This is a genomic window from Mesonia sp. K7, assembly GCF_003233725.1.
Taxonomy (GTDB): domain Bacteria; phylum Bacteroidota; class Bacteroidia; order Flavobacteriales; family Flavobacteriaceae; genus Mesonia.
Window position 1 is genome coordinate 171,980 of the sequence record NZ_QKQV01000004.1, and the last position, 26,094, is coordinate 198,073.

The window sequence follows — 26,094 nt, forward strand, 5'->3', positions numbered from 1 at the left end:
TATTTTAAATTATTCTGTTCTTAAAGCATCTACAGGTTTTATCTTAATTGCATTTTGTGCAGGAATAAACCCTGCCAATAAACCTGAAAAAATCAATATAAATAAAGCGACAGCGATGGTACCAATATCTACAGACGGATTGGCAAACATCATATCGTCACTTGGGTTTTGGCTCAACAGGTAATTGACCAACCACAAAACTCCTGTAGCTAAAATAATACCTGTCATTCCAGAAATGATAGTTAAAAATATAGACTCGAGTAAAATTTGCCCACGAATAGACCAAGGTGTTGCACCTAAGGCTCTTCGCACTCCAATTTCTTTGGTACGTTCTTTTACGACAATTAGCATAATATTGCTAATCCCGATAATACCTGAAACGAGTATTAGAACGCCAACTACATAAGCCACAATATTCAAGATGGTAAACAAACCATTTATTTTTTTAAACTCTTCGTATAAATCGAAATTTCCGACTGCTCGATCGTCTTCAGGGTGAATGGAATGCCTTTCTTTCACCACTTCGATGATATCGTGTTTTAAAACGGTAATAGAATTTCCGTCATTTGCGGTAATCGCCATCCAACCTACAATATCACCCATATTAAAAGCCTGAGAGAAGCTTGTAAATGGGACATAAATTTCTTTTTGATCTTCTTCTGGGTTTCTGTTTCCGCCCCCACCTTTTTTCTTGTAAGTTCCGATGACTTGGAAGTTTACCCCATTTATTTTGATATAGCTTCCCAAAACTTCTTCATCATAATCATACATCGTAGATTTTACGCCTTCACCAATGATAGCTACTTTTCTTTTTTCATTGATATCATTATAATTTAAAAATCTACCCGAAGTAATGTCCATCGGCTGCTGAGAAATGATTTCAGGATAATCGCCATATACGTTAAAAGCTCCAGTTTTTAAACCTCTAACTACATTGTTTGATCCTCCAAAACCACCCAATTGGTTTCTCGGTGAAACATATTTTAAACCAGGGACGTTATCTTTTATCGCTTGAACATCGCCTGTCTTAAAATTATACCACCTCCCTTTTGGTAGACCTTTGTAGGGTTTTGAAGCTGTTTGTGTCCACATAAACATGCTATTGGTAGCATAACCGCTAAAACCTTTCTTCACACCATTTTCGAGACCATTACCTGCCGCTAAAAGTATTACCAAAATGAAGATACCCCACAGAACCCCAAAGGCAGTGAGTATGGTTCTAAACCAATTTGAGGTAAGTGATTCTAATATTTCATTCCATTTGTCTCTACTAAACATTATTCGTCTCTTAAAGCAATAATTGGTTTTATTTTTGCCGCTCGCCAAGCAGGAAAAAATCCAGCGACAGCGCCAGCGATAATCAATATAATAACAGTTGTAATCGCAATTTGAAAATTAACAGACGGGTTGGCTAGAAATTCTGTATCGACCATTGGACCTGCAAATTCTAGTAACACCAAACCAAGAAACAAACCTAAAAATCCTGCAAAAGCAGTTACAAAAATAGATTCGTGTAAAATCATTGCGATGATAGAATAAGGTTGCGCTCCTAAAGCCTTACGAATTCCTATTTCTTTGGTTCTTTCTTTTACAATGATAAGCATAATGTTACTCACACCGATAACCCCAGCCATAATCGTTGCAATACCTACAAACCAGAAAAACATTTTAATCATTGCCATCAGGTCGTAAAATTGCTTGGCATTTTCTAATGAATTATTGACACTTATTGCACTTTTATCTTCTGGGGCAACACTATGATTTTCTTTAAGTTGGCTTTCTAAATCTTGAGAAAAGGCCGCCGAAGCCTGCATAGCTTTGTCAAAATTTTCTTCAACGGGTAAACTATAAGACAGAAAATTTACTCTATTCGATCCGTTAAAAACTTTTTGAGCTGTTGTAATGGGGATAAAAACACGAGCTTCTTCTCTTTCTCCACCAGGATCTGTATAAACACCTACGACTTTAAAATTTACTCCAGATAACTGAATGTATTTTCCTAAAGCATCTTCGCTTTTAAACAAATCGTCATTTACTTTTTTTCCAATTACAATATTTTTTGTGCTGTGATCTATATCACTTTGGTTAAGGTACCTACCTTTGGTTAAAGTTTGATTTTCAAGAAACTGATAGTCTGGATAAACCCCTTCTACACGATAACTACCTGTTTCCTTTTTGTAGTTGATGAGACCACCCCAAATTCTAAAAACAGCAGATTTGTACTCTAATTTACCTTGATGCTTTTGGTTCACAACTTCGTAGTCTTTATTTCTCAATTGAATTCTCCTACCAGGATTCATCCCATTATGTTCTACTGAAGTTGTACCTGTCCATACAAAAATAACATTAGCCGCATCGTTTTGAAATTGTTTGGAAATACCGTTTTGCATCCCTGTGCTTACTCCTAAGAGTATTACCAAAATAAAGATCCCGGAAAGCACAGAAAGCCCCGTTAGAAAAGTTCTAAGATTATTCTTACGAATGGTTTCAAATATTTCTTCCCAACGTTCTAGATTAAACATTTGCTTTGGCTCTTACTTGTTTTATGGGTGTATCGTTTATAATCACACCGTCTTTTAAATTGACGATGCGCTTGGTCATATGTGCGATATCATCTTCGTGGGTGACTACCAAAATAGTTTTTCCTTCGTCATTGATGCCTTGAATTAAATCCATGACTTCATAAGAAGTTTTACTATCTAAAGCTCCTGTTGGTTCATCTGCCAATAATACTTTTGGATTACTCGCTAAAGCTCTTGCAATAGCTACACGTTGTTTTTGTCCCCCTGAGAGTTCGTTGGGCAAGTGTGTAGCCCAGTTGGCAAGCCCTACTTTTTCGAGGTATGACATAGAGATATCTATTCTTTCTGAACGACCTACACCTTGATAATACAAAGGCATCGCAACATTATCTAATGCCGATTTGTAATTAATAAGATTAAAAGACTGAAAAATAAAGCCTAAAAATTTGTTGCGGTAACGAGCTGCAATTCGTTCGTTAAGATTTTTGATAGGAACGCCATCTAACATGTAACTGCCTTCATCGGCTTCGTCTAGCATTCCTAAAATATTGAGCAAAGTAGATTTTCCTGAACCAGAAGAACCCATAATAGAAACTAACTCTCCTTCTTTGACCTCAAAGTTGATTCCTTTAAGTACATGAAGTGAATTTGCTCCTGTTTTGTAGGATTTATGTAAGTTTTCAATTTTAATCATAGAGAATGGCTTTCTTAAGAAAGTATATCATTATGACTCTCAAGATGCCAAAAGGTTACAAAGGAAACTGTTAGATAAATGTTAAAATTTATATAATTTTTAACTTTTAGTGCGATTTCGCATCATTCTGTAGATCGCAAAACCAACTCCTCCAACCAACAAATAAGGGAAAACCATGAGGTACACAATACCATCGTTAATGGCTTCTGCTGCTTTACCATCGGCTTCACTTTCGAGTACAGCACGACACATCGAGCATTGTGCGAAAAAAATCCGCGGAAGCAAAAACACAAAAACGAGTATGTATAACTTTTTTTTCATTCTAATAATAAGGCACCATAAAAACGTACACCAAAACGCCTGTTATAGCAACGTACAGCCATATTGGGAAAGTATATTTGGCTATTTTTTTATGTTTGATATACTCTTTGGTTAAACCTCTGTACATGGTAAACAAAACTAACGGAACAATAATCGCCGAAAGCACAATATGTGTAATCAAAATAAAGAAATAAATATAACGCAACACACCTTCACCGCCATAAGGAACCGGATCGTTACTGATTTTTGAAAGCACATAACTCACCAAAAAAATACTGGACAAGCAAAAAGCCGTAATCATCACATTTTTATGCAAATTAGGCTTGTTTTGTTTGATTAATACATAACCTATGACTAGCAGAATAGCTGTTGTGCCATTAAGAACCGCGTGAAAAAAAGGATAGGTTCCTAATTCTAATCCTAACAAATCATACCGCTCTGGAAGGTTGAGTAATATAAAAACCACTAATGGAATGAGCACAGACAATACTATAATTATCGGCACGAAAATTTTATCTCTAGTTTTTTGCATGGTTTCCATTAGAGTAGTTTTTTGATGTCTTCTTTTAACATTTCTATTTCTTTCTTTTCCAGTCCGTCATAGAAGCCTATGGCATTGCCATATTTATCATAACGCGATCGGATATTTCCTTCTTGATCTACTAAGGCAAAATATCCTGAATGCTCAAAATGACCATCGATGTCTTGGTTGTTATTTACATATAGATTAAAACCTTTATTTGCCAACTCATAAATCGCCTCTCTTTCTCCTGTAAGCATATGCCAATTCATATGGGTTACACCAACTTTATCTGCATATTTCTTTAGGACTTCTGGCGTGTCTATTTCTGGCGTTATAGTAAATGAAGCTATAGCAAAATTTGGATTGCCATAAAACTCATCTTGTACATCTACCATATTTTCGTTCATTTTTGGGCAAATGGTTGGGCAAGTAGTAAAGAAAAATTCTACTACATAAACTTTACCTTCATAATTTTTGTTGGATATGATTTGATTGTCTTGATTAGTAAATTCAAAATCAGGTACTATACCAATCACCGCCATTTCTGGTTCTTTAAACTTTTCTACAATTTTTGGGATTGCCCAAATCCCGAAAACCAAAATGACTAATGAAATGCCGATATACGAATAGTTTTTCATTTTTCTTTATTGTATTTTTTTAGTGCCAAACGGTATTCTGCCAATATCACCTTGATGTCGTCTGTCATCACATTGCTTAATTCTGCTACCGAACTGGTGTCATAACCATAATTTTCAATTATACTTTTATCTTCTTCTCCAGTTCTACCTCGTAAGTTTCGGTTTTTATCGATAATAAAGGCGTGTGTTGTGGCTCCGTTTTTTAATTGTAAATTGGTTTTTAAACTTTCAAAATGAATTTGAATTTGCATTGGTGTAGTAAAAACAAAATTCCATTTTTGGGTATCGATAGTGGTCGAAAGTTCATCTAGCAAGTTTTGAGCAGCCTGCTCTTGCCCTTTTTCTGCAACGACCACAAACTGAAAGTCTTCAAAAAGATAGTTTTTATCGTAAATCTCTTCGTTGATGTTAAAGGCATTGCCTTCCTTATTTTCAACTTGATTTCCAAAGTATAATAAAACGCTAATTTTGTCTTTGAGTTGTACTTTATTTTCCGCTTTAAGCGAAACAAAACCCGCATCGAAATCTTTTACATTTTCGGTTAACACCGGTAATTTTGCAAAGTGATTGACTCCCGATGAAAAGAATAGATAGGCTGTGATGGGTAACGCAAACAAAACGAAAAGCACAAATGCCTTTTTCATCAGTGAGAATACTTTAAATTTGGTGCAAAAATAAAAAAGACGGTTTTAAAAACCGCCTTTATTTAATGTTTTAACTTTTATTAGAAGTTCCAAGAAACGTGACCGTTTTTGTAAACTTCGTAAATATAATCACCCTCGGTAAGCAAAATAAAAACAAGGTAAGCGATAAGGAAAATAGCGGTCCAAACCACCGACCTTCTCAAACCTTTGGTCTCGTGCTCCATATGCATAAATGCCCAAGTGATATAATATGCTTTATAGATAGTCAGAATAATAAATATCCAGTTAAGCAGGCTCATTCTGATGAACTTGGTATCTACCAAAAAGTCTGGTTTAATAATACCTAAAACTACTTCTACAATGGTTACCAAAGAAAGTATACCAAATACTATCCAAATTCTTTTGGTTGCAGATCCTTCGTTATGATGTGTTGCTTCGTGTGCCATGTTTTTTGATTATACTAAATAGAAGAATGTAAATACAAATACCCAAACCAAATCTACAAAGTGCCAGTAAAGACCAACTTTCTCTACCATTTCGTAGCTTTTGCGTCTCTCGTAAGTTCCTATAATTACATTAAAGAAAATAATAATATTGATGATCACCCCCGTAAATACGTGAAAACCGTGAAATCCTGTAATAAAGAAGAAGAAATCTGCAAAAAGTGGCGGACCGTATTCGTTATGCGTTAGGTTTGCACCTTGCACTACTCCAACTGCATTTTCGCTCATCATTTTTAGAGATTCTTCTCTCGAAAGAATTGTCTTCTCCCCTTCTTCATTTAACATCTGGATTCTCACCAAAACATTATCGTTAGCTGCAAAACCTTTTTTAACCTCGTTGATAGAAACAGTAGTTGCACTAACCTCATCTTCGGCAAACCAAAGACCATTTTTTCTTTCGTGAACAACTCTATCTTCTGTAAGTGGTTGTGCAAATTCTTCTAAACTCACACGTTTACCTTCGGTATCTACAAACTGTAAAATTTGACCTCCTTTGGTCTCAACCGCTCCGTAAGTTCCAGTGATAAAATTTTTCCATTCCCAAGCTTGAGAACCCACGAAAATTGCTCCTCCTATAATGGTGAGAAACATGTATAAAATCACCTTGTTTTTCTTCATATGATGACCAGCATCTACTGCCAAAACCATAGTTACCGAAGAAAAGATAAGGATAAATGTCATTAAAGCCACATAATACATTGGCGCATCTACACCATGCAAGAACGGAAAGTGATTGAAAACCTCATCGGCAATTGGCCAAGAGTCGATAAATTTGTATCTAGAAAATCCGTAAGAGGCAAGAAAAGCCGAAAAAGTTAAGGCATCAGAAACGATGAAAAACCACATCATCATTTTGCCATAGCTAGCTTTTAATGGAGAAACGGGACCTCCTCCCCAAGTTTTGCCTTCTGTACCTGTTTTTGCAACAGTAGCTTCCATATATAGATTGTATTATTTAATGTCTTGCAAAAATAATTAATTTTCTTATCTAAAGAAATTTAAAAATAAAAAGAGGTAAATCCACAGTATATCTACAAAATGCCAAAAGGTCGCACCCAGTTCAAAACCAAGCATTTGACCTTCTTTATACTTTTGTTTAGAATTATTATAAATTAAAACCATTAGCACGATTAAACCTGCAAAAATATGAGCCATATGGGCAACTACCACCAAATAGATAAACGAAGTAGTAATCGTACTTGCGCTGCCTGTGAAAAAATAGCCGTTTTCTAAAATTTGATTAAATCCTTGGAATTGCAGAATTACAAATATAATTCCTAAAACTAAGGTAACTATCAACCAAATGTTAGCTTGTTTCACTTTGTTTTGTTTGATAAGTTTTTTGGTGTAAATAAGCAATAAGCTACTCAATGCAATCACAACCGTACTGTAAAGAAAAGCATCAGGCAATTCAAAATCCTTCAACCAATCTGGTCTATTTTTACTGACCACATATGCACTTGTCAACCCGGCAAACATCATTCCCATACTAATGATGGCAAACCAGAGCATCATTTTTTTAGATCTTTCGATCTTTTCTTTATTGGTTCCTTCTGTTAAATCCATATTCTTATAAATTTATCGGCAACGTATATAATTTGCAACAAAGTGATGTACGAAACACTAGCAAACATAAGCTGCTTTGCCGACTTTTCGTCTCTTTTTTTATATAATTGAAAAGCGTAGTAAATAAGTCCAGCTCCTATAACTAGAATGAGAAAACCGCCCACATAAGAAAGTAAGAGTCTTCCTGTAAATCCAAAAACGGGAACAATAGAAATCGCTACTGTCCAAAAACTGTATAAAACCGTTTGTGTTGCTGTGCCTTTATCTCTTTTTCCTGTAGGCAGCATAAAGAACCCTCCTTTTTTATAATCGTCATACAACCACCAACCCAACGCCCAAAAATGAGGAAATTGCCAAAAAAACTGAATCATAAATAACGTTCCCGGTTCAATACTAAAGTCATCTGTTGCCGCAACCCAACCCAACATAAACGGAATGGCTCCCGGAATCGCCCCTACAAAAACCGAAAGTGGTGTTTTTGTTTTTAATGGTGTATAAACACTTGCGTATAAAAAAATGGAAATCGCCCCAAACATCGCCGTTGTAGGATTGATGATGTAGAGAATAATTATTCCTAGAATTGTACAAAGTACAGCAATAGTCATCGCTTGGTTGACAGACATTCTTCCGGAAGGAATTGGTCTATCTTTGGTTCTATCCATCAAGGCATCTAAATCTCTTTCAATAACTTGATTATAGGCGTTAGAAGCGCCAACCATAAAATAACCACCTATAGCCAAAAGTAAAATCTTAAAAAAATCCACCTCTACAGCACCTAAAAAATAACCGGCAATTGACGAGAAAACAACGCTTACCGCCAATCGCATTTTGGTAATTTCCTTTAAATCTGATATAAAACTAGACTTATTATTTGAAACAATTGTGCTACTCAAAAACTCTGATTTTGGATTGCAAAGATAATTGTAATTAAACTTTTACCCATAAGTTTTTGAAATAAAAAAGCTTTCGAGTAGAAGGCTAAATTTTAAGCATTTATCTCACTTCAAAAATAATAGGCAAGGAATATAGAACATTTACGGGTTTGCCGTTTTGTTTACCAGGTTTCATCTTAGGAAGTTTGTATAAAACACGTTTGGCTTCTTCATCTAATGCTTGATGTGGCGAGCTCACTTTAATATCTACCACCTCTCCTGAAGAATCAACCTTAAAGGTAGTGTAAATTCTATTTTCGCCTTTTAAGTTTAAGTCTGAAGCGATATCGGTATCAAACTTTGAGTAAACAAACTTTGAAATGCTTTCGCTAAAACATATTTTTCTTTCTACCTGATTACTGATGTTTTCACAACCCGGAAAAACGGGAGCTTCTTCTAATTGAAAAATAGGAACATCTATCGGAGTCTCAATAGTAGGAGTAAAAACTTGGGGCGTTACAATGGTATCAACCACTTCACCTGCTGGCGGGTTAAAAATTTCAGTAAATTCATCCTCAGGATCGGTTGGTTCTATTGGTAAAGCTTTGGAAATTTTCTTTTTAGGGATTTTTGTATCTACAATTTTCGGAGCTTTTTGTTTCGGTGGCGTAAAAACAAAAGGAGGTTCCTCTGAAATGTCATGAGCACTTGCGGTACCAATTGCAATCGTTTCTGCTTCACTTTTAGTTTCAATCACAACAATTGAAAATAATAAAGCAACTATCAAACCTATTTGAAAATAGATTACACTGGTTTGTTTTGTAGGTTTTTGTGGTTTCATAAGCTTTAAATTTTAGTTTATAAAAACTTAAAAACAATATTTATACCACAATAGCCTGAAACATAAAAAAAGCCCTCAAAAAGAGGGCTTTACACTTAATGTTATCGTTACTTATTGTACCTGGAAAACAATCGGTAAAGAGTATAACACCCCAACTGGCTTACCTCTTTGTTTACCTGGAGTCATGCTTGGCAACATTTTCACCACACGCTCTGCTTCTTTCTGAAGTCTTGGGTGCGGAGCTCTTGCCTGAACACCTACAATATTACCTTTGTTATCAATCTTAAACTTTACATAAACCCTATTTGTTCCTGTTAATCCTAACTCTGAGCCTAGATCTGTATTAAACTTAGAGTTCACAAAACTACTAATCTTGTCACTCATACATTTTTTACGCTCATTGTTCGTTTTAAACTTTTCACAACCAGGAAAAATAGGCACATCTTCGATAGCAGTAAAAGGTACATCTTGAATCTCTTCTTCTACCTCTACAATTTCTTCTACTTCTACCACTTCAGGAACTTCGTTAGTCACCTCTGTAGATTCTATAATTGTTTCCTCTATTTCTACATCATCTTCCACCACTTCGATTACTTCCGGAGCTGGTGGTGGTGGTGGAGGTGGAGGCGGTGGAGGCGTATTCAATTGAACTTGTACTTGCTCTTCTTCGTCAAGCTGATCATAATCTACCACGCCAATATCTTCTCCTTCAACATCGGTTTTCCATTCAATGGCTCTCCAGGTGATGAAAAGCATCAAAATCATACCAATCTGAAAGAACAAAACACTTGACCTTCTGAGATCTTTTTTAGGATTTTTCTTTACTTCCATAATAAAAGTTTAGGATTGCTAATGTAAATATTTTTTATAAAAAACTAAACTAATTACTTAAAATTAGTTCTCGAATCTTTATTCTTAACATAAACATAACCACAAATGCAAGTAGTGCACCAATGGTATTTGCTAATGCATCATAAACATCGAGTGTGCGATAATTGGTTAGTCCGTATTGTAAAAACTCAAGAACTATACCAAAAAAAATTGATGCCGCACTTATGAATAAAAAATATTTAAATATATTTTTCCTGTTATTCGAATTGATTAAAAAAGTAATTAGCCACAACAAATTCAAACCAAAATAAGCAATCAAATGCAGTAACTTGTCTGCATAATTAAATTCTAGCTTTAGAACTATTTGGTTTGGGTTAACTAAAGACAGTACAACTATCGCTAGTGAATAGGTTATCGCTAAAACTAATATGGTTTTAGGCGCCAATAAGTTCTTTATAAGCTGCCGCATCTAAAAGATCATTTATTTGGTCTTGATCAGAAATTTTCATTTTAATCATCCAACCATCTCCAAAAGGATCAGTATTGACCAATTCTGGCTCTCCTTCTAAAGTCTCGTTGAACTCAATGATTTCTCCCGATAAAGGCAAAAACAAATCTGAGACGGTTTTTACCGCTTCTACTGTTCCGAAAACTTCTTCTCTCTCCAATGTTTCGTCAACGGTTTCTACTTCTACATAAACGATATCTCCCAATTCGCTCTGAGCGAAATCTGTAATCCCAATGGTTGCGATATCACCCTCAATTTTTACCCACTCGTGGTCTTTGGTGTATTTTAAATTTTCTGGCGTATTCATTTTAATTTTAGTTTATATATTAATTTCCGAATGTGTATCTTAAAGTAATACCCGATCTAATGGTTGTCTGAGGAAAAGCCGTTGATATTGCATACTCAGAAAAACTATGATCGTAATAAAAAATTGCTGTTAGGTTTTTAGAAAGTGCATAATCTGCCTTGAAATTAATCGTCCAGATATCTTGCCCTGCTGTAACCTGACTGTTATTTAAGTCTAAATAACGAATAATGGTTTCGTTATGTCTGTAACCCAAATCTACTTTAAAGTTAAGGTCACTTCTTATGACTCTTTGTTGTCCTCCAATACGAGTTCCTATTCTTAAATCGCTTAAACGATAACCCAAACCAACAATATATTCGTTACCCTGAATTTCAGTCAGCAAATTATTGTCAAAACTAAGCGATAATTGTCTATCTTTTCTAATTTCGGTTAATATTTTTATGGAATTTTTCAACTCAAAATCAACTTTTACTAAAGGTGAAAATTGTTCTATCAAGTTGATGTTCGAAATTAAAGTAGCATTTTTATAGTTTCCTGATTGGTCTACATTAAAACTTCCGTAAGGATTATTTCTGTCGTAATCTAGATTACTTTGGAATTGGTTCACCGTGTATATTGCCGTATAACCGTGTTGCAAACTAAATCTCCTAAATTTATCTTTAAACCAACCCAAACGCATGAGGCCCGTATACTTTAAATTCCAGTTTGGAAGTGGCGTGTCCCTAAAAGAACCTAACTGAACATCTTCTGCATCTTGCCCCGTGTAAGCCGATAAAAATGCGGGTAATAAAACTGCTTGGCTATTTTTTCCAAAACCAATTGGGTAGCCTGTTTCTTGATCAATATTATTAGGGTTAGACAAATCGATGCCTGCTTGCCTTGCCAAACGATTGGCAATTGTAAGCCTGTTTTCCCTAAAAGTTTCAAAGGTTGCTGAACTCTCTACCGAATTACTCGCAAACGCAGAACTAATCATAATCGTAGTAATATTGAAATTACCAAAAGTATTTGGCGTAAGCGATCGGTACTGTAAATCGTCTTGATTCACTCGATAGTTTTCTGTATAATTTTCAGAATAATCTCTGTTGGCATTCAAATCTATGGTTAAATCTGATAATAAATCTACACTAGCTTGGAAGCCTAAAGTTCTGGTTTCGTTTTCTACATATTGCTCGTTAAACTGTTGATAGGATGTCAACCAACCATTACGAGCAGATATTTGCCTGATATCTTCTTGGCTACCAAAAGTGAAGCCTGCTGTTGGTTTTAATGTTCCTATAAAACCTACGTCGTTGGTATAACCTGGCAAGTAAGTACCATTGGTTTCGTTATAATTTACCGAAAGTCTTTTTACGGCAGTAATAAAACCAATAGCGGTATTTAAAGCTTTATCTCCTCCAGAAAGTCCATCTCCATTATCTTCCTCAACTTGACCTTCTGTTGCTCCCAAACTATTTGCATCTCTAGAAAAGCCCAATCGATTACCTGATTGCTCATTATCGGCTCTTCGCCTACTTTGATTAGTATTTCGTGCTGGTCGTTTTTTCTCTAAACCTAAATACTTATAGAGCGTATTCATCTCTAAGGTACCGTTAATCTGATGTGTATTTGAGTTTTGTATACTATTTCCTAAATCCGGAATATCTTCCAAACTTCTATTGATTTCCGAACCTTTTTGCCATTGGAAAGTTCCTGTATAGGAATAATTGGCGCGTAAAAATTCTAAAATAGGTATTTTGTTAAACGGAATATCATAATTCACCTGCAAGTTCTGGTAGTGAATGTTGGGTTGGCCAACTTCAAAAAAGCCATCCCAAACACCAACAGAATTATCCTGGACATTTTCGTCGTCGATATAATTCCTTACAATTCTATTGTTGGTACTGTTGAAGTTAAACTGAAGCGATTCCGTAATTTTATGATTGATGGTATATTGCCAATCGAAAGTATAATTTCGCTGATATAAAACCGGCAAACCAATCGAACCTGGTGGTAAATTGATTTCACGGTATTGCTGTTCGTTGTACTGACGAATAATATTAGAACTCGCTGATAGGTTGGTTGGTAATAAATTGAAATTAAAATCTTTGATCGGTTTGTAATAGGCACTACTATCTAAGGCTGCAATATTTTTAAAAGGTTCTATTTTTGTGTTAGGGAAAGCATAATCATAAGTAGCTCCTACATTTACGTTTTGGTCTAACGCATCCTGAATCACAAAATCCCGATGGTCGGTTTGGTTATAGGTTCCCGAAAAAGTAAAATTTTCTACATCGTAAGGCATTGGCTTTCGCTCTGTATTGGTTCTTTCTTTTCGTAAACCAATCACACTTACACTTTGTATTTTGGTATAGTCTTCTGCTCGCTCTCGCAACTCGTCTCTACGCGTTTCATCTTCGGTATTATCGAGCAAGGTTTCTAGTTCTAAATCTAGATATTCTGGATCGTATTGTGGTGTAATCAATTCTTCTGCTCGGCTGTAACTCACCGGTATTTTTATCCCCCATTTTTTTGGGAGCAGTTGCCCAGCATTTACACTGGTCACTACGTCATACTGCTTGACATCTTCTCTACTTCTTTGGTTTGGACCTTGTTCTATCGAACCAAAACCAACTGTACTTCTTTTACCCGTTGCCGAAATCGTTGCAAAGTCTGCTAAATTGGTATCCATATTTAAAACTGCTGCCCAACCGCCTTCGTCTTTTAAATCAGACATTCTTAATTCATTAAACCAAACTTGACCAGAAGCACTTGTTGTTCCTGTATTTTTAAGACCGAGCATCAAAATCCTCACATTCCCAAAACTCGGGTTACCCTTGATACCAATTCGCATTTCGCCAGGATTGTTTCCTGTTGCTGGGGTTAAATCTTCGGTAAAAAAATTAAGATCACCAGAATTATAGTTTGAATTACCGATAACAATAGATTTTACCTGCTGTAATAAATCCAACGGAAGTTTTAAATCGTTCTCTACCGGCCAAACTGACCTCGGGTCTGAAGAAGTATTGTCACTTACCGTTAACGGAATTTCTATTTGGTAGAAGTTTTCAGAGAAATCGAGACCCATTCTAATAAAAGCGGTCATCTCACCGTCTAAAAGTGTTGGTTCTGGAACAGGCAAACTTTCTGCGTGTAAAAACATCTCTAAGTTTTTATACTGTCTCATATCTACCTGAAAGTTCTTGTAAACCGCACGGGAATCTTGAGGAGCAAGATTTTTTACCGTCAATGCTAAAGATTGTTCATCTTCACGGATATTCTGATTGTTATTAATCATTTCCTCACGAACAACCCCTGGTGGCGTCACATAATCAGAGGTTTGTTCTTCGCTTACTGCTGTCATTTCAAAAACAGTACCCGAAGTTGTATTTGGGTCTGAGCCATCTGGCACTAAAGCTTGGTTATATCTACGATAATCGCCTCTCACTAAATCTAAAGTTCCTAAGCGGATCACTACATCATCACTAAAATCAGACAAAAACATACGCATAAAACGCACCGAACGTAAATCGGCGATACCATTTACAGCATAATCTGGCCCTGTTCTTAGTGGCACTTTAAATTGAACCCAACGTACAGGCATTTGTTGCCCATTTTGTAAGGTTACATTTTGTGTTTTTACATCAGTAATATAATCGTTATCAATTCCTGGTCTTGTACTGGTGTTATTATCTACACTCATATTAGAGAAAAGGGGTACTTCGTACTCAAAGTAACTGTCAATCGTATTCATGGTATTGTCACGATTCACATCTTCTACTGTTGGTAAAGTACTACTTCCTCTATTGGTCTGAGAAACTTCAGAAGGAGAGTTTCCATCTGTTCCGTTATAATTGGCATAACGCGAGATGATATCTCCTTCTGTGTTTAAATAATATTCATAATTATCATTAGAGGGATCTGCTAAACCTGCAAATGCAGGAAATTTTGCCGCTTCTTCTGCATCGCTTAAACCATCGTAACCAATATCTTGATTGGTTCTTTCTTGCCCTTCGGTGTCAAAAGCGTAAACCAAAGATTGTGTCGATGGCACTTTACCAAAATTGGTTTCTAAGGTGTTTTGCGTTGAACCATCTGCAGGAAGACCATTCTCGTATTGTTTTCTTCCGTCTTTTAAAACGTCTTCAGAAATATTACCCAAATTAAATGTAATTTTACCTTCAGTTATATCTGAATTTTCAGCGTATATAAACGGATCCATCACCCAAAACTCAATAAATTCTACGTTGTATTGCTCAAAATTGGTATTGGTAATTTCACGCATAATCCCACCAAAATTCTGTTCAGGATCTGGCAAAGAGTTCGTTCCTGCTGCAGCAGGGCTATAATTGTAAGGTCCTCTTTCGTTAGGGTCGTAAGCCAGATCTAACGTAAAAATAACTTGTGGTTGTCCTTGAACAATATCGGTGTTTGGAAAAATTTCTTCAATAAAAACCCTTCTGGTTGCATAGGTAGACAAGTTATCGTCATTGATGCCTGATGGTCTTTGGTTGGTATAAAAAATAGGGTCGATAGTGTACCAACCTAATTTTGCTCTTCTATCACCAACTCCTAAATCATTATTGGCCCTTTCGCCACCAAAACCAATGGGCACACTCGATAAAAACCAACTTTGAGCCGAAAGCATCGATATGTTGGTTTGTGATGCTTCAAAATCATCCACGTAAGTGGTGGCCTCACCATTAAAATTATCACCACTTGGAGTTCCTGGTTGTAGGTATGCAAATTCACCTCTTAATGAGAAATTAGACTCGACGTCAGTATCGATGTTCGGTAACTTATTAACCAATCTTGTAAAAAAAGGAACTTCAGTAGAAAAGTTAAAGTTTAAGCCATACATCGAGTTGTTGATTGGCTCATAACCGTAATTGGCCTTTTGTGTAAGTGGCCTTTCATTAAGATTTAAATAAGTACCTCCCACAATAAAGTTTTCACTGAACTGATGTTGTATATCTACTCCAGTAAAACGTTTGGTTTGTTGCCCAAACAGTGCATTATTTTCGGTAGAAACCTGAATTGGTGTATCGGAAGCCAATAATGCCTCGTCGAGAATTCTTACCATTCCCATATTATAATCGACCGTATAGTCAACGCCTTCTTGCAAAACTCTTCCACCTGCTGTTACTGTCACCGAACCTTGTGGTACATTAAAAGCTCCGATAGGTATACCATCTTGCCCACTAGACTTATAACTTCCTTTTAATTGAAATTTGTTCTTTTCGGCATTTTCTTGTTCCGCTTGGATTTTTGTAGTGGTATAAAGTGATCTAAAAACGTAAAAATCTTGGTTATCGTTCCACGTGGTAGGGTTGTCGTAATCTTCTATTCCACCGTTTGGTGTGATATCTAATTCGTTAAATAAATATTCACCGAAAGGCTCTACTTTAGTAAAAATCACGCGCCCATTTTGAGGGTCGATGGTTAAACCTGGCACATAATCGAAGAAACCATCTCCTCCTTGAACAGGGTCGTTGTTTAAGTTTAATTTATCCAAGCCAAAAACCCTGATCAAGGCTTGGTCTTCTACATCTGCTGGTAAAGGCGTAGAAGAGTTTGGCGCTGGCTCAATATAATTTAATGGCTGCGGATCGGTATATAAAATGTTGAATCTAAAATCTTCACGTTCAATTTGATAAGCATCAAGACTATAGATGTTTTTCATCATCACATCCCAAACGGGTTCATTTACGTTGGTAATTGGGCTTTTCAGCATTTTCACCACTAAGTTTTGTGTAATGAGAACTTGGTTTTGAGGATCGGGGTTTGGGTTTTGCGTAGGTTGCGTTTGTGTCGCTTGCACACCGTCGTTGGCAAATTCACCCACTTGGTAAACCTGACCGTTTACAGTATATTGAAAAGCAACCCCTAAAATTTCGTCGTTATTGATACGCTGGTTTAACGAGATGTAACCCAACTGTGTATTTAAGGTATATTCTGAAGGTTGTAATTGCCTTGCGTTTTCTAATTTGGCGTAATCGATACCTTCGCTCACTTCCGTGGAAACAGAACCAAAGCCTTGATCTACAGTCGCAACATCACGAATAGCATTGGTTAAAACAGATTGTTGTGGACCATTTATTCCTAATGGGTTGAAATCGTTGTTAGAGTTATTTGGGTAAGCTGTTGAAGACGAATTTAGAAATCCAGCGAAAGCGGGGTTGTTACTTGGGTTACCATTGGCATCTAATAAAACCCCCACATTTTCTGGGTCGGCTTCTCCTAAATCTTGAATGGCGACAATATTTCTCGCATCAGTCAATGCCTGTGCAGAATTGGTTCTGTTGGTCACCCAAACCTGAATTCTGGTAATCTGAATGTTGCTATTGATAAATGGGTAATTTTCTAAAGCCCTGTCGTAATTATCTCTAAAATAATGGGCTAAGAAAAAGTGACGGTTTTCGTCGTAATCCAAAATAAACTTCTCAAATTCTTGGACTGCCGCTCCACCTTGAATATTGGTTGTTTGGCGTTCTGAATTTTGTTCTGAAAAAACTCCTGTAATGGTCGTTTTACCAAACTGCAATTGTGCTTTTACCCCAAAAAGACTTTGTGCTCCTTGCATGAGCGAACTATTAAGCGGCATACTCACGTTACCAACTTCAATTTTCTGAACGATATCGTCTTCGTCTGGTGTATATTCTAACTTGATTTGGTTCTGAAAATCAAACGTAGATTCGGTATCGTAATTGGCAGTTACTTGCAATTTGGTTCCAACCATACCCAATAAGCTCAAGCGAATACGTTGGTTAAAATCAAAAGTGAAATTACTTCGGTTTCTTGGTGAAAGTGACGGATTATCCGTTTTGGTATATAAAACTCCTAAGTCTACTTCTACCGAACCTTGTGGTATGACTTCTATTTCGTTACTTCCAAAAACCGATTGAAAGAAATTATTGTTGACGTAAAATATCGGAAGTAAGTTTTTTTGGTCATCTTTGGCTTCGTCACTTTTTCCAGCAAGAGCATCAGATTTTTGCTTAAAGTATTCTTTCATTTGCTCTTCAAGAATAAGCTCCTGGTATTCTTCTGGAGTGAGAATCATCGGGTAAGTTACATTTACATCTCCTATTTTTCCTGTGTAAACGTAACGATCTAAAACAGGATCGTATGTATATTGGTAAACAATGCTATTGGGGTCTGGCATTTTTATTCTACCCGTAGAATAACCCGTTTGAGTAGTATCTTGAGGAGTTTCCTCTTGACCAAAAACTTCGCTTACTTGAAGAGTGGCAAGTAGTAAAAATATAAATCTTACTAAGGTTTTAGTATAATTTCCTTTCAAAGTTTTAAAGTTTTTGCAAAGCAATTTTAATGATTTTTTCTACACTTGCATCAGCATCATCCTTGATAATTTGTAAAACCACTTTTTCTGCTTGCTTTCTAGAATAGCCCAAGGTTTCTAATGCAGATAACGCTTCTTCTTTATGAGTATTGTCTTTTGTAGAAGAAATTTGGTCAATTCCAGCGATATCTACTAATTTATCTTTCAATTCTATAATCACGCGTTGCGCTGTTTTGGCTCCTATACCTTTTACACTTTGTATGGTAGCCACATTTTCTGTACTTATCGCAGAAATAATCTCTTGCGGTGTAAGTGAGGAAAGCATGGTTCTGGCAATGTTAGAGCCAATACCAGAAATAGAGATGAGTCTTAAAAAAACTTCTCTTTCCGATTTTTCCATAAAACCATAAAGCGTATGCGAATCTTCTCTTACTTGCAAATACGTGTAAATTTTGATGTTTTCAGTATTTGGCAACAGCGAAAAAGTATGTAAGGAAATATTTAAAAAGTAGGCAATACCGTTACATTCAACCGTAAGGTTTGTAGGGTTTTTTTCAGAGATCCTGCCTTTTAAATATTCTATCATTGCTTAAGAAAATGTTAAAGTCCAAAAGTAGCAAAATTATTAAGATACAAAAACGGAATTCTTTTAGTTTTACACTAAATCACACAATTATACAAATTCTCCTATTTTATTTTGTTTTCTTTTTGCTCTCTCTTGCGCATCAATCACTGCAACTGCGGTCATATTTACCATTTCTTCTACACTTGCACCCAATTGCAAAATATGAGCAGCTTTGTTAAGTCCCATCAAAATCGGACCGATAGAATCGGTATCATTAAGCTCTTTAATAAGCTTATAGTTAGAGTTTGCTGAATCTAAATTAGGGAAAATTAAGGTATTAACTTTTCTTCCTGAAAGTTTTGAAAATGGAAACTTACTTTCTAACATTCTTCTATTCAAGGCAAAGTCTACCTGCACTTCACCATCAACCATCAGTTCAGGTGAGTTTTCATGTAAATATTTCACTGCTTTTCTCACTTTACCAGCGTGTTCGCTTGCAGAAGAGCCAAAGTTAGAATAGGAAATCATCGCCATAACAGGATCAATCCCAAACATTTTTACTGTTTTTGCCGTCATTTGGGCAATATTTGCCAAGTCTTCTGAAGATGGGTTGATATTAATCGATGTATCACTGATAAAAATTGGTCCGCGTGAAGTGATCATAAGGTTGGTAGCCGCTACTCTTTTTACGTTTTTGGCGGGCCCAATCAATTCTAACATAGGTTTGATAACGGTAGGATAAGCTCTCGAATAACCCGAAAGTAATGCATCTGCATCACCACTATTTACCATCATTGCGGCATAATAGTTTCGCTCTCGCATAAGTTTTTCTGCTTCATACAAAGTGATTCCGTTACGCTTACGCGATTCCCAAAAAACTTTGGCGTAAATTTTATTTTGCTCAATAGATTCATCACTTTTAGGATCGATAATTAGAAGATCATCATTATGCTCAAAATCCAATTCTTTCATCAATTCACAGATTACCTCTTTTCTACCCAATAATACGGGAACACCGATACCTTCGTCGTAAACAATTTGCGCTGCTTTTAAAACATCTAAATGGTCTGCTTCTGCAAAAACAACTTTTTTAGGGTTGGTTTTTGCACGATTGAGCAGTAATCGGGTAATCTTATTATCGCTACCCATTCTTTCGTACAATTCTTCTTCGTAGCGATGCCAATCTTCAATAGGTTCTTTCGCCACGCCACTTTCCATCGCTGCTTTGGCAACAGCTGGAGGAATCATAGCTATCAACCTAGGATCAAATGGTTTTGGAATGATATAATCACGACCAAAATTGAGTTTGGTTTCGCCGTAAGCTATATTTACTTGCTCAGGAACCGGTTCTTTTGCCAATTTTGCCAAAGCTTTTACGGCTGCCATTTTCATGGCTTCGTTAATTTTGGTAGCTCGAACATCGAGAGCACCTCTAAAAATAAATGGAAAACCAAGAACATTATTTACCTGATTAGGATGGTCACTTCTTCCTGTTGCCATAATCACATCGTCACGCGTATCGACTGCTAAATCGTAATTGATTTCTGGCGTTGGATTTGCCATCGCAAAGACAATAGGGTTTTTTGCCATGCTTTTCAGCATTTGAGGCGTCATGATATTACCGATAGATAATCCTACGAAAACATCTGCTTTTTTTAAGGCATCTTCTAGCGTATTGAGGTTTCTAGCTGTAGCAAATTCTAATTTTTCTTCGCTCAGGTTTTCGGCATCTTTTCTGATGACACCTTTGCTATCGAGCATCACAATATTTTCGGGTTTTACCCCAAATGCCTTGTACAGTCGCATACACGAAATAGCTGCTGCTCCTGCTCCACTTACGACTACTTTTACTTTGTCAATTTTCTTTTTAGCGATTTCTACAGCGTTCAATAAAGCTGCCGCGGAAATAATTGCCGTACCGTGTTGATCGTCATGCATCACTGGAATATCCAATTCTTCTTTCAATCTTCTTTCGATCTCAAAAGCCTCAGGAGCTTTGATGTCTTCAAGATTTATTCCTCCAAAAGTGGGTGCAATATTTTTAACGGTTTGTATAAAATCATCTACATTTTTAGTTCCAACTTCAATATCAAAAACATCTATGTCGGCAAAGATTTTAAAAAGTAAGCCTTTTCCTTCCATCACAGGTTTTGAAGCTTCTGCTCCAATGTCACCCAACCCTAAAACGGCAGTTCCGTTAGAAATTACCGCTACCAGGTTACCTTTGGTCGTATATTTATAAGCGTTTTCTGGATCTTTTTCGATCTCTAAACAAGGTTCGGCAACACCTGGCGAATAAGCTAATGCTAAGTCTCTTTGTGTCGCATATTTTTTGGTGGGAACCACAGAAATTTTCCCAGGTTTTGGTTTGGCGTGATAGATTAAAGCTTCAATTCGTTTTCTTTCCTGACGCATAAAATTGGTTTTGTGAACTAACAAAGGTAGTGAACTCTTTTTGACTTTTCTAATGGACTAAATATCGTTTTTTAAAAAAGCGATGTTTCTTTTAAGCCCTTCGAATTTAGTTCTTTTAACAGCAGATTTTCTAAAAATTTCGTTGAAGGTTTCTTTGGTGATTTCTTCCCATTCTTCTTTTGAAAAGTTCAATAATTCTGGATGCGGATTAAACAATGGTTCGCGATGGGACTGTGAAAACCGATTCCAAGGGCAAACATCTTGGCAAATATCACAACCAAACATCCAATCTTGAAAATGACCTTGCTGTGAAGTGGGAATTTCGTCTTTCAGCTCAATGGTGAAATAGGAAATACATTTGCTACCATCGACTTTATAAGGTTCATAAATTGCATCGGTGGGACAAGCATCTATACAAGCAGTACAACTTCCGCAATGATCGGTAACCGGTGTGTCATAATCGAGCTCTATATCTACGATGAGTTCGGCAATAAAATAAAATGAGCCTACTTGTTTAGTCAACAAATTAGAGTGTTTACCCATCCAACCTAAACCACTTTTCGCTGCCCAAGCTTTATCCAACACAGGAGCAGAATCGACAAACGCTCTCCCATGGATTTCGCCTATTTCTTCTTGCATTTTTGTGAGAAGCGATTTTAGTTTTTCCTTTATGACAAAATGATAATCTTTCCCGTAAGCGTATTTTGATATTTTATAAGATGTTGGGTTTTGTTTCTTTTCAGGGAAATAATTCAGTAAAAGCGAAATCACACTTTTAGAACCTTCTACCAATTTGGTGGGATCGAGGCGTTTGTCAAAATGATTTTCCATATACGTCATTTGACCATGACGATTTTCATTCAGCCATTTTTCTAGTCGCGGTGCTTCTTCTTCCAAAAATTTAGCTTTACTGATGCCGCAAGACATAAAACCTAAGTTTTTGGCTTCTTGCTTAATGAAGTGGGTATATTTTTCTTGGGTAGAAGTAAATAACATCTTAAAACAACCCTCCTTGTTGTCCAGTTTTTGTTCGTCCAAGATGTTTATAAGCCAATTCGGTGACTTCCCGACCTCTTGGCGTGCGTACGATAAAACCTTCTTGAATCAAAAAGGGTTCATAAACCTCTTCGATAGTTTCAGCACTTTCGCTCACTGCAGTTGCTAGTGTGGTAATCCCAACGGGACCGCCTTTAAATTTATCGATAATCGTGGTTAAGATTTTGTTATCCATCTCATCCAAACCATGCGCATCGACATTCAGTGCTTTTAAACCATAGCGAGCAATCTCGATATCGATTTTTCCGTTGCCTTTAATTTGGGCAAAATCACGAATTCTACGTAAAAGTGCATTGGCTATACGAGGTGTTCCGCGACTTCTTCCTGCAATTTCAATTGCTGCTTCTGTAGTGATTGGAATATTGATTATTCCGGCACTTCGCTCGATAATATTTGACAGTAACTCTTTGGTGTAATATTGTAATCGGCTCGAAATTCCGAAACGGGCTCGCATCGGAGCCGTAAGTAGACCACTTCTGGTCGTTGCTCCCACCAAGGTAAACGGATTAAGATTGATTTGCACTGTTCTCGCATTTGGCCCTGTTTCGATCATGATGTCAATACGGAAATCTTCCATGGCAGAATATAAATACTCCTCAACAATTGGACTTAACCGATGAATTTCATCGATAAACAACACGTCTCTTTCCTCTAAATTGGTTAATAAACCTGCAAGATCGCCTGGCTTATCTAACACAGGTCCAGAAGTAATTTTAATACCTACATTTAGTTCGTTAGCGAGAATATGAGCCAAAGTAGTTTTTCCTAAACCGGGAGGTCCGTGAAAAAGTGTGTGGTCTAATGCATCGCCACGCAAATTTGAGGCTTTTACAAAAACCTCTAAGTTATCGATAACCGCTTGTTGTCCTGCAAAATCATCAAACCTAAGCGGCCGCAAAGCTCTTTCTATATCTAACTCTTCTGAGGAAAAATTCTCTCCTGTAGCATCTAAGTGTTCATTCATAAAAACAAAGATAACTAAAATAGAATTTTAAAAATCCGTAAAGAAAATGAAATAAAAAAGCCTTTTCGGTAAGGAAAAGGCTTATAAATATCTTTTAAATTCGATTAGTGATGCAACTCTTCTTCATTATCCTGAAGTGGCATCGTCTGTGGAATATAATCTTGACCCGCTAATACATAATCGGTTTCGTCTTTGTTTAATTTACTGTAATCGTATGGCCAACGGTAAACCGAAGGAATGGGTCCTGGCCAGTTTCCATGGATATGCTCTACTGGAGTTGTCCACTCTAAAGTAGTCGAGTTCCAAGGGTTTTGTGTCGCTTTTTTTCCAAAGAAAATAGACGAGATAAAATTGTATAAAAATACCAATTGTACCAATGCAGTGATGATCGCAAATACGGTAATCAATACGTTTACATCGGCTAAATCATCGAAATATGGGAAAGCGGTGTTAGTATAGTAACGTCTTGGTAAACCTGCCATTCCGATAAAGTGCATCGGGAAGAAAACTCCGTATGCTCCAATTGCCGTTACCCAAAAGTGTACGTAACCTAAATTCTTGTTCAACATTCTTCCGAACATTTTTGGATACCAGTGATAAACACCTGCAAATAATCCGTAAAGTGCCGAAATACCCATGACCAAGTGGAAGTGCGCAATAACGAAGTAGGTATCGTGAACGTTGATATCTAAGGTACTGTCTCCTAAAATAATTCCCGTTAAACCTCCTGTAATAAATGTTGAAACGAAACCAATCGAAAATAACATTCCTGGATTCATCTGGATGTTTCCTTTCCATAAAGTGGTAATCCAGTTAAAGGCTTTTACTGCCGAAGGGATCGCAATTAATAAAGTGGTAAATGTAAATACCGAACCTAAGAATGGATTCATACCCGAAACGAACATGTGGTGACCCCAAACAATTGTTGATAAGAAAGCAATCGCTAAGATAGAAAGCACCATCGCTCGGTAACCAAAAATTGGTTTTCTTGAGTTGGTAGCCATCACTTCAGAAACTAATCCCATCGCCGGTAAAATAACGATGTAAACCTCTGGGTGACCTAAGAACCAGAATAAGTGTTCAAACAATACTGGCGAACCTCCTTGATGTGCTAGTACTTCTCCTTTTAAGTAGATATCGCTTAAGAAGAAAGATGTACCAAAACTTCTATCCATAATCAACATCAAAGCTGCTGATAATAATACTGGGAAAGAAACCACACCAATAATAGCGGTTACAAAGAAAGCCCAAATCGTTAATGGCAATCTCGTCATCGACATTCCTTTGGTTCTTAAATTGATCACCGTAACGATATAATTAAGCGAACCTAATAATGACTGTGCGATAAAGAAAGCCATCGATACTAACCATAAAGTCATTCCTAAACCTGAACCGGGAATAGCTTCTGGTAAGGCACTCAATGGTGGATAGATCGTCCAACCTGCTGATGCTGGCCCTGATTCCACGAAAAGTGAAATCACCATAATCACACTCGATATGAAGAACAACCAATAAGACACCATGTTTAAGAAACCTGAAGCCATATCTCGTGCACCAATCTGCAACGGAATAAGTAAGTTACTGAAAGTACCACTTAAACCTGCAGTAAGTACAAAAAACACCATAATGGTACCGTGGATGGTCACTAAAGCCAAGTAAGCATCTGGACTCATCACTCCATCTGGAGCGAATCTTTCACCTAAAAATATTTTGAAAATCTCGAAAGATTGCTCTGGCCAAGCCAATTGCATTCTGAAAAGTACAGACATCAAAATACCAATTACACCCATCAACAAACCTGTAATAAGGTATTGTTTAGCAATCATTTTATGATCTTGGCTAAAGATATATTTGGTGATAAATGTTTCTTTATGGTGATGTCCGTGATCGTCGTGGTGATCGTCGTGTGCGTCTATATGGTGTGCTAAATCTGACATACTCTATAAATATTACAGCTTTTTAGTTTATTCTTCTTTATCTTTAATTGTTTCTGCAAAGGTAGCTTGTTCTGCTAACCATGTATTGTATTCTTCTTCACTCTCTACTACAATTTTCATCTGCATATTGAAGTGGGATACTCCACAAATTTTATTACACAAGAGGTAATATTCGAATTCGTAAGGCTCTAAAGCGACATCGCCATTGGCTACTAATTCTTTGCTTCTTTCTTTACGGATTTGATTTAACTCGTGTACTTTTTCTACCATATACTCTGAGTTTCTCATCTCTTCTGAAGTAATGGTTGGGGTAAAACCAAATTGTGTAATCATACCCGGAACAACGTTCATCTGTGCTCTAAAGAATGGGAAATAAGCCGAGTGTAAAATGTCTTGTGATCTAAATTTGAACAATACAGGTCTGTCTACTGGCAGGTGTAACTCGGTAGTAACTTTATCATCCATAGCATATTGATCGCTAGGATCGATACCTACGGTATTTACGCCTTCAATAAAACGAACGTTAGCCTTACCTAAAACTTTATCTTCTCCTGAGTATCTCGCTTTCCATCCAAACTGGTATGCATAAATTTCCACGACAAGTGTATCTTCATCTTCTTCTACGTACATAATATCAGACCAAGTAAACAAGCCGTAAATAATTAAACCAGCCAATACAAATACTGGGATAATTGTCCAGATAAACTCCAATTTATCATTATCGGCAAAGAAAAGTGCTCTGTTTGATTTTTCTCCTTTGTATTTGATGGCAAAGAAGTGTAATAGAAATTGTGTAATTACCTGAACGAACATAATAATCGCAATCGAGATAAACATCAATTGGTCATATCCTGGACCGTGAGCAGAAGCCGCTTCGGGAAGGTAAAAGTGAGAATAGTTCCAGAAGCTATAGAACATTAGTACATATAAGAAGATGGTAAAACCAATCATAATATATGCTTGTACTTTATTGTCTTTGTCTGTTGCTACACCGTTGTCTTCTACAGTTTGCGTTTTTGAAAGTTTAAGAATTTTTGACATCTGCCAAAAGGTAATTCCTAAAAGAGCGATAACGATTATGGTTAAAAATGCAGTCATTTTATAA

At 36.6% G+C, this 26,094-nt stretch carries 22 protein-coding genes; all 22 read right to left on the minus strand.

Annotated features, from left to right (window positions below; genetic code table 11):
- Window positions 1–9: 9 nt before the first annotated feature.
- The gene (locus DNG35_RS04675; protein WP_111126591.1) at window positions 10–1,278 is read right to left on the minus strand and encodes an ABC transporter permease; all 1,269 of its coding nucleotides are present in this window, start codon (window positions 1,276–1,278) and stop codon (window positions 10–12) included.
- Window positions 1,278–2,522, minus strand: a complete 1,245-nt coding sequence (locus tag DNG35_RS04680; protein ID WP_111126592.1) for an ABC transporter permease — start codon at window positions 2,520–2,522, stop codon at window positions 1,278–1,280. Before DNG35_RS04680 ends, DNG35_RS04675 begins: the two co-directional genes overlap by 1 nt.
- A complete protein-coding gene (locus DNG35_RS04685) occupies window positions 2,515–3,216 on the minus strand; it encodes an ABC transporter ATP-binding protein (protein WP_111126593.1) in 702 nt (233 codons plus the stop codon). The genes DNG35_RS04680 and DNG35_RS04685 overlap by 8 nt, the downstream gene beginning before the upstream one ends.
- A 99-nt stretch (window positions 3,217–3,315) precedes the next feature.
- Window positions 3,316–3,537, minus strand: coding sequence for a hypothetical protein (locus tag DNG35_RS04690; RefSeq protein ID WP_111126594.1), 222 nt, complete (start codon window positions 3,535–3,537; stop codon window positions 3,316–3,318).
- A 1-nt stretch (window position 3,538) separates the two neighbouring features.
- Window positions 3,539–4,078, minus strand: coding sequence for a DUF420 domain-containing protein (locus DNG35_RS04695; RefSeq protein ID WP_369908038.1), 540 nt, complete (start codon window positions 4,076–4,078; stop codon window positions 3,539–3,541).
- Window positions 4,078–4,698, minus strand: coding sequence for an SCO family protein (locus DNG35_RS04700; protein ID WP_111126595.1), 621 nt, complete (start codon window positions 4,696–4,698; stop codon window positions 4,078–4,080). Before DNG35_RS04700 ends, DNG35_RS04695 begins: the two co-directional genes overlap by 1 nt.
- A complete protein-coding gene (locus DNG35_RS04705; protein ID WP_111126596.1) occupies window positions 4,695–5,342 on the minus strand; it encodes a hypothetical protein in 648 nt (215 codons plus the stop codon). Before DNG35_RS04705 ends, DNG35_RS04700 begins: the two co-directional genes overlap by 4 nt.
- Window positions 5,343–5,422: 80 nt before the next feature.
- Window positions 5,423–5,788 (minus strand): cytochrome C oxidase subunit IV family protein, encoded by a 366-nt coding sequence (locus DNG35_RS04710; protein ID WP_111126597.1) that lies wholly within the window; start codon window positions 5,786–5,788, stop codon window positions 5,423–5,425.
- A gap of 9 nt (window positions 5,789–5,797) precedes the next feature.
- Complete coding sequence (locus DNG35_RS04715) at window positions 5,798–6,784, minus strand: cytochrome c oxidase subunit 3 (protein ID WP_111126598.1); 987 nt, start codon at window positions 6,782–6,784, stop codon at window positions 5,798–5,800.
- A gap of 45 nt (window positions 6,785–6,829) precedes the next feature.
- Complete coding sequence (locus tag DNG35_RS04720; protein ID WP_111126599.1) at window positions 6,830–7,411, minus strand: cytochrome c oxidase subunit 3; 582 nt, start codon at window positions 7,409–7,411, stop codon at window positions 6,830–6,832.
- Window positions 7,402–8,304 carry a heme o synthase gene (gene cyoE / locus DNG35_RS04725; RefSeq protein WP_111126600.1) on the minus strand — a complete coding sequence of 301 codons (903 nt, stop codon included), beginning with the start codon at window positions 8,302–8,304 and terminating at the stop codon, window positions 7,402–7,404. The genes DNG35_RS04720 and cyoE overlap by 10 nt, the downstream gene beginning before the upstream one ends.
- A 100-nt stretch (window positions 8,305–8,404) precedes the next feature.
- A complete protein-coding gene (locus DNG35_RS04730) occupies window positions 8,405–9,124 on the minus strand; it encodes an energy transducer TonB (protein ID WP_111126601.1) in 720 nt (239 codons plus the stop codon).
- Between the two features lie 111 nt (window positions 9,125–9,235).
- Window positions 9,236–9,955 carry an energy transducer TonB gene (locus DNG35_RS04735; protein WP_111126602.1) on the minus strand — a complete coding sequence of 240 codons (720 nt, stop codon included), beginning with the start codon at window positions 9,953–9,955 and terminating at the stop codon, window positions 9,236–9,238.
- A 49-nt stretch (window positions 9,956–10,004) separates the two neighbouring features.
- The gene (locus DNG35_RS12315) at window positions 10,005–10,424 is read right to left on the minus strand and encodes a VanZ family protein (RefSeq protein WP_111126603.1); all 420 of its coding nucleotides are present in this window, start codon (window positions 10,422–10,424) and stop codon (window positions 10,005–10,007) included.
- Entirely contained in the window at window positions 10,390–10,770 is a 381-nt protein-coding gene (gene gcvH, locus DNG35_RS04745) for a glycine cleavage system protein GcvH (RefSeq protein ID WP_111126604.1), read from the minus strand. The genes DNG35_RS12315 and gcvH overlap by 35 nt, the downstream gene beginning before the upstream one ends.
- A gap of 19 nt (window positions 10,771–10,789) precedes the next feature.
- Complete coding sequence (gene sprA, locus DNG35_RS04750; protein WP_111126605.1) at window positions 10,790–18,052, minus strand: cell surface protein SprA; 7,263 nt, start codon at window positions 18,050–18,052, stop codon at window positions 10,790–10,792.
- A gap of 4 nt (window positions 18,053–18,056) precedes the next feature.
- Window positions 18,057–18,638 (minus strand): Holliday junction branch migration protein RuvA, encoded by a 582-nt coding sequence (ruvA, locus tag DNG35_RS04755; RefSeq protein ID WP_111126606.1) that lies wholly within the window; start codon window positions 18,636–18,638, stop codon window positions 18,057–18,059.
- 87 nt (window positions 18,639–18,725) lie between these two features.
- Complete coding sequence (locus tag DNG35_RS04760) at window positions 18,726–21,032, minus strand: NADP-dependent malic enzyme (RefSeq protein WP_111126607.1); 2,307 nt, start codon at window positions 21,030–21,032, stop codon at window positions 18,726–18,728.
- A gap of 57 nt (window positions 21,033–21,089) precedes the next feature.
- Window positions 21,090–22,028 carry a tRNA epoxyqueuosine(34) reductase QueG gene (queG, locus tag DNG35_RS04765; RefSeq protein ID WP_111126608.1) on the minus strand — a complete coding sequence of 313 codons (939 nt, stop codon included), beginning with the start codon at window positions 22,026–22,028 and terminating at the stop codon, window positions 21,090–21,092.
- A 1-nt stretch (window position 22,029) separates the two neighbouring features.
- Window positions 22,030–23,052 carry a Holliday junction branch migration DNA helicase RuvB gene (ruvB, locus tag DNG35_RS04770; protein ID WP_111126609.1) on the minus strand — a complete coding sequence of 341 codons (1,023 nt, stop codon included), beginning with the start codon at window positions 23,050–23,052 and terminating at the stop codon, window positions 22,030–22,032.
- A 104-nt stretch (window positions 23,053–23,156) separates the two neighbouring features.
- The gene (locus DNG35_RS04775; protein ID WP_111126610.1) at window positions 23,157–24,989 is read right to left on the minus strand and encodes a cbb3-type cytochrome c oxidase subunit I; all 1,833 of its coding nucleotides are present in this window, start codon (window positions 24,987–24,989) and stop codon (window positions 23,157–23,159) included.
- 27 nt (window positions 24,990–25,016) lie between these two features.
- Window positions 25,017–26,087 carry a cytochrome c oxidase subunit II gene (locus DNG35_RS04780; RefSeq protein ID WP_111126611.1) on the minus strand — a complete coding sequence of 357 codons (1,071 nt, stop codon included), beginning with the start codon at window positions 26,085–26,087 and terminating at the stop codon, window positions 25,017–25,019.
- Between the last annotated feature and the right edge of the window lie 7 nt (window positions 26,088–26,094).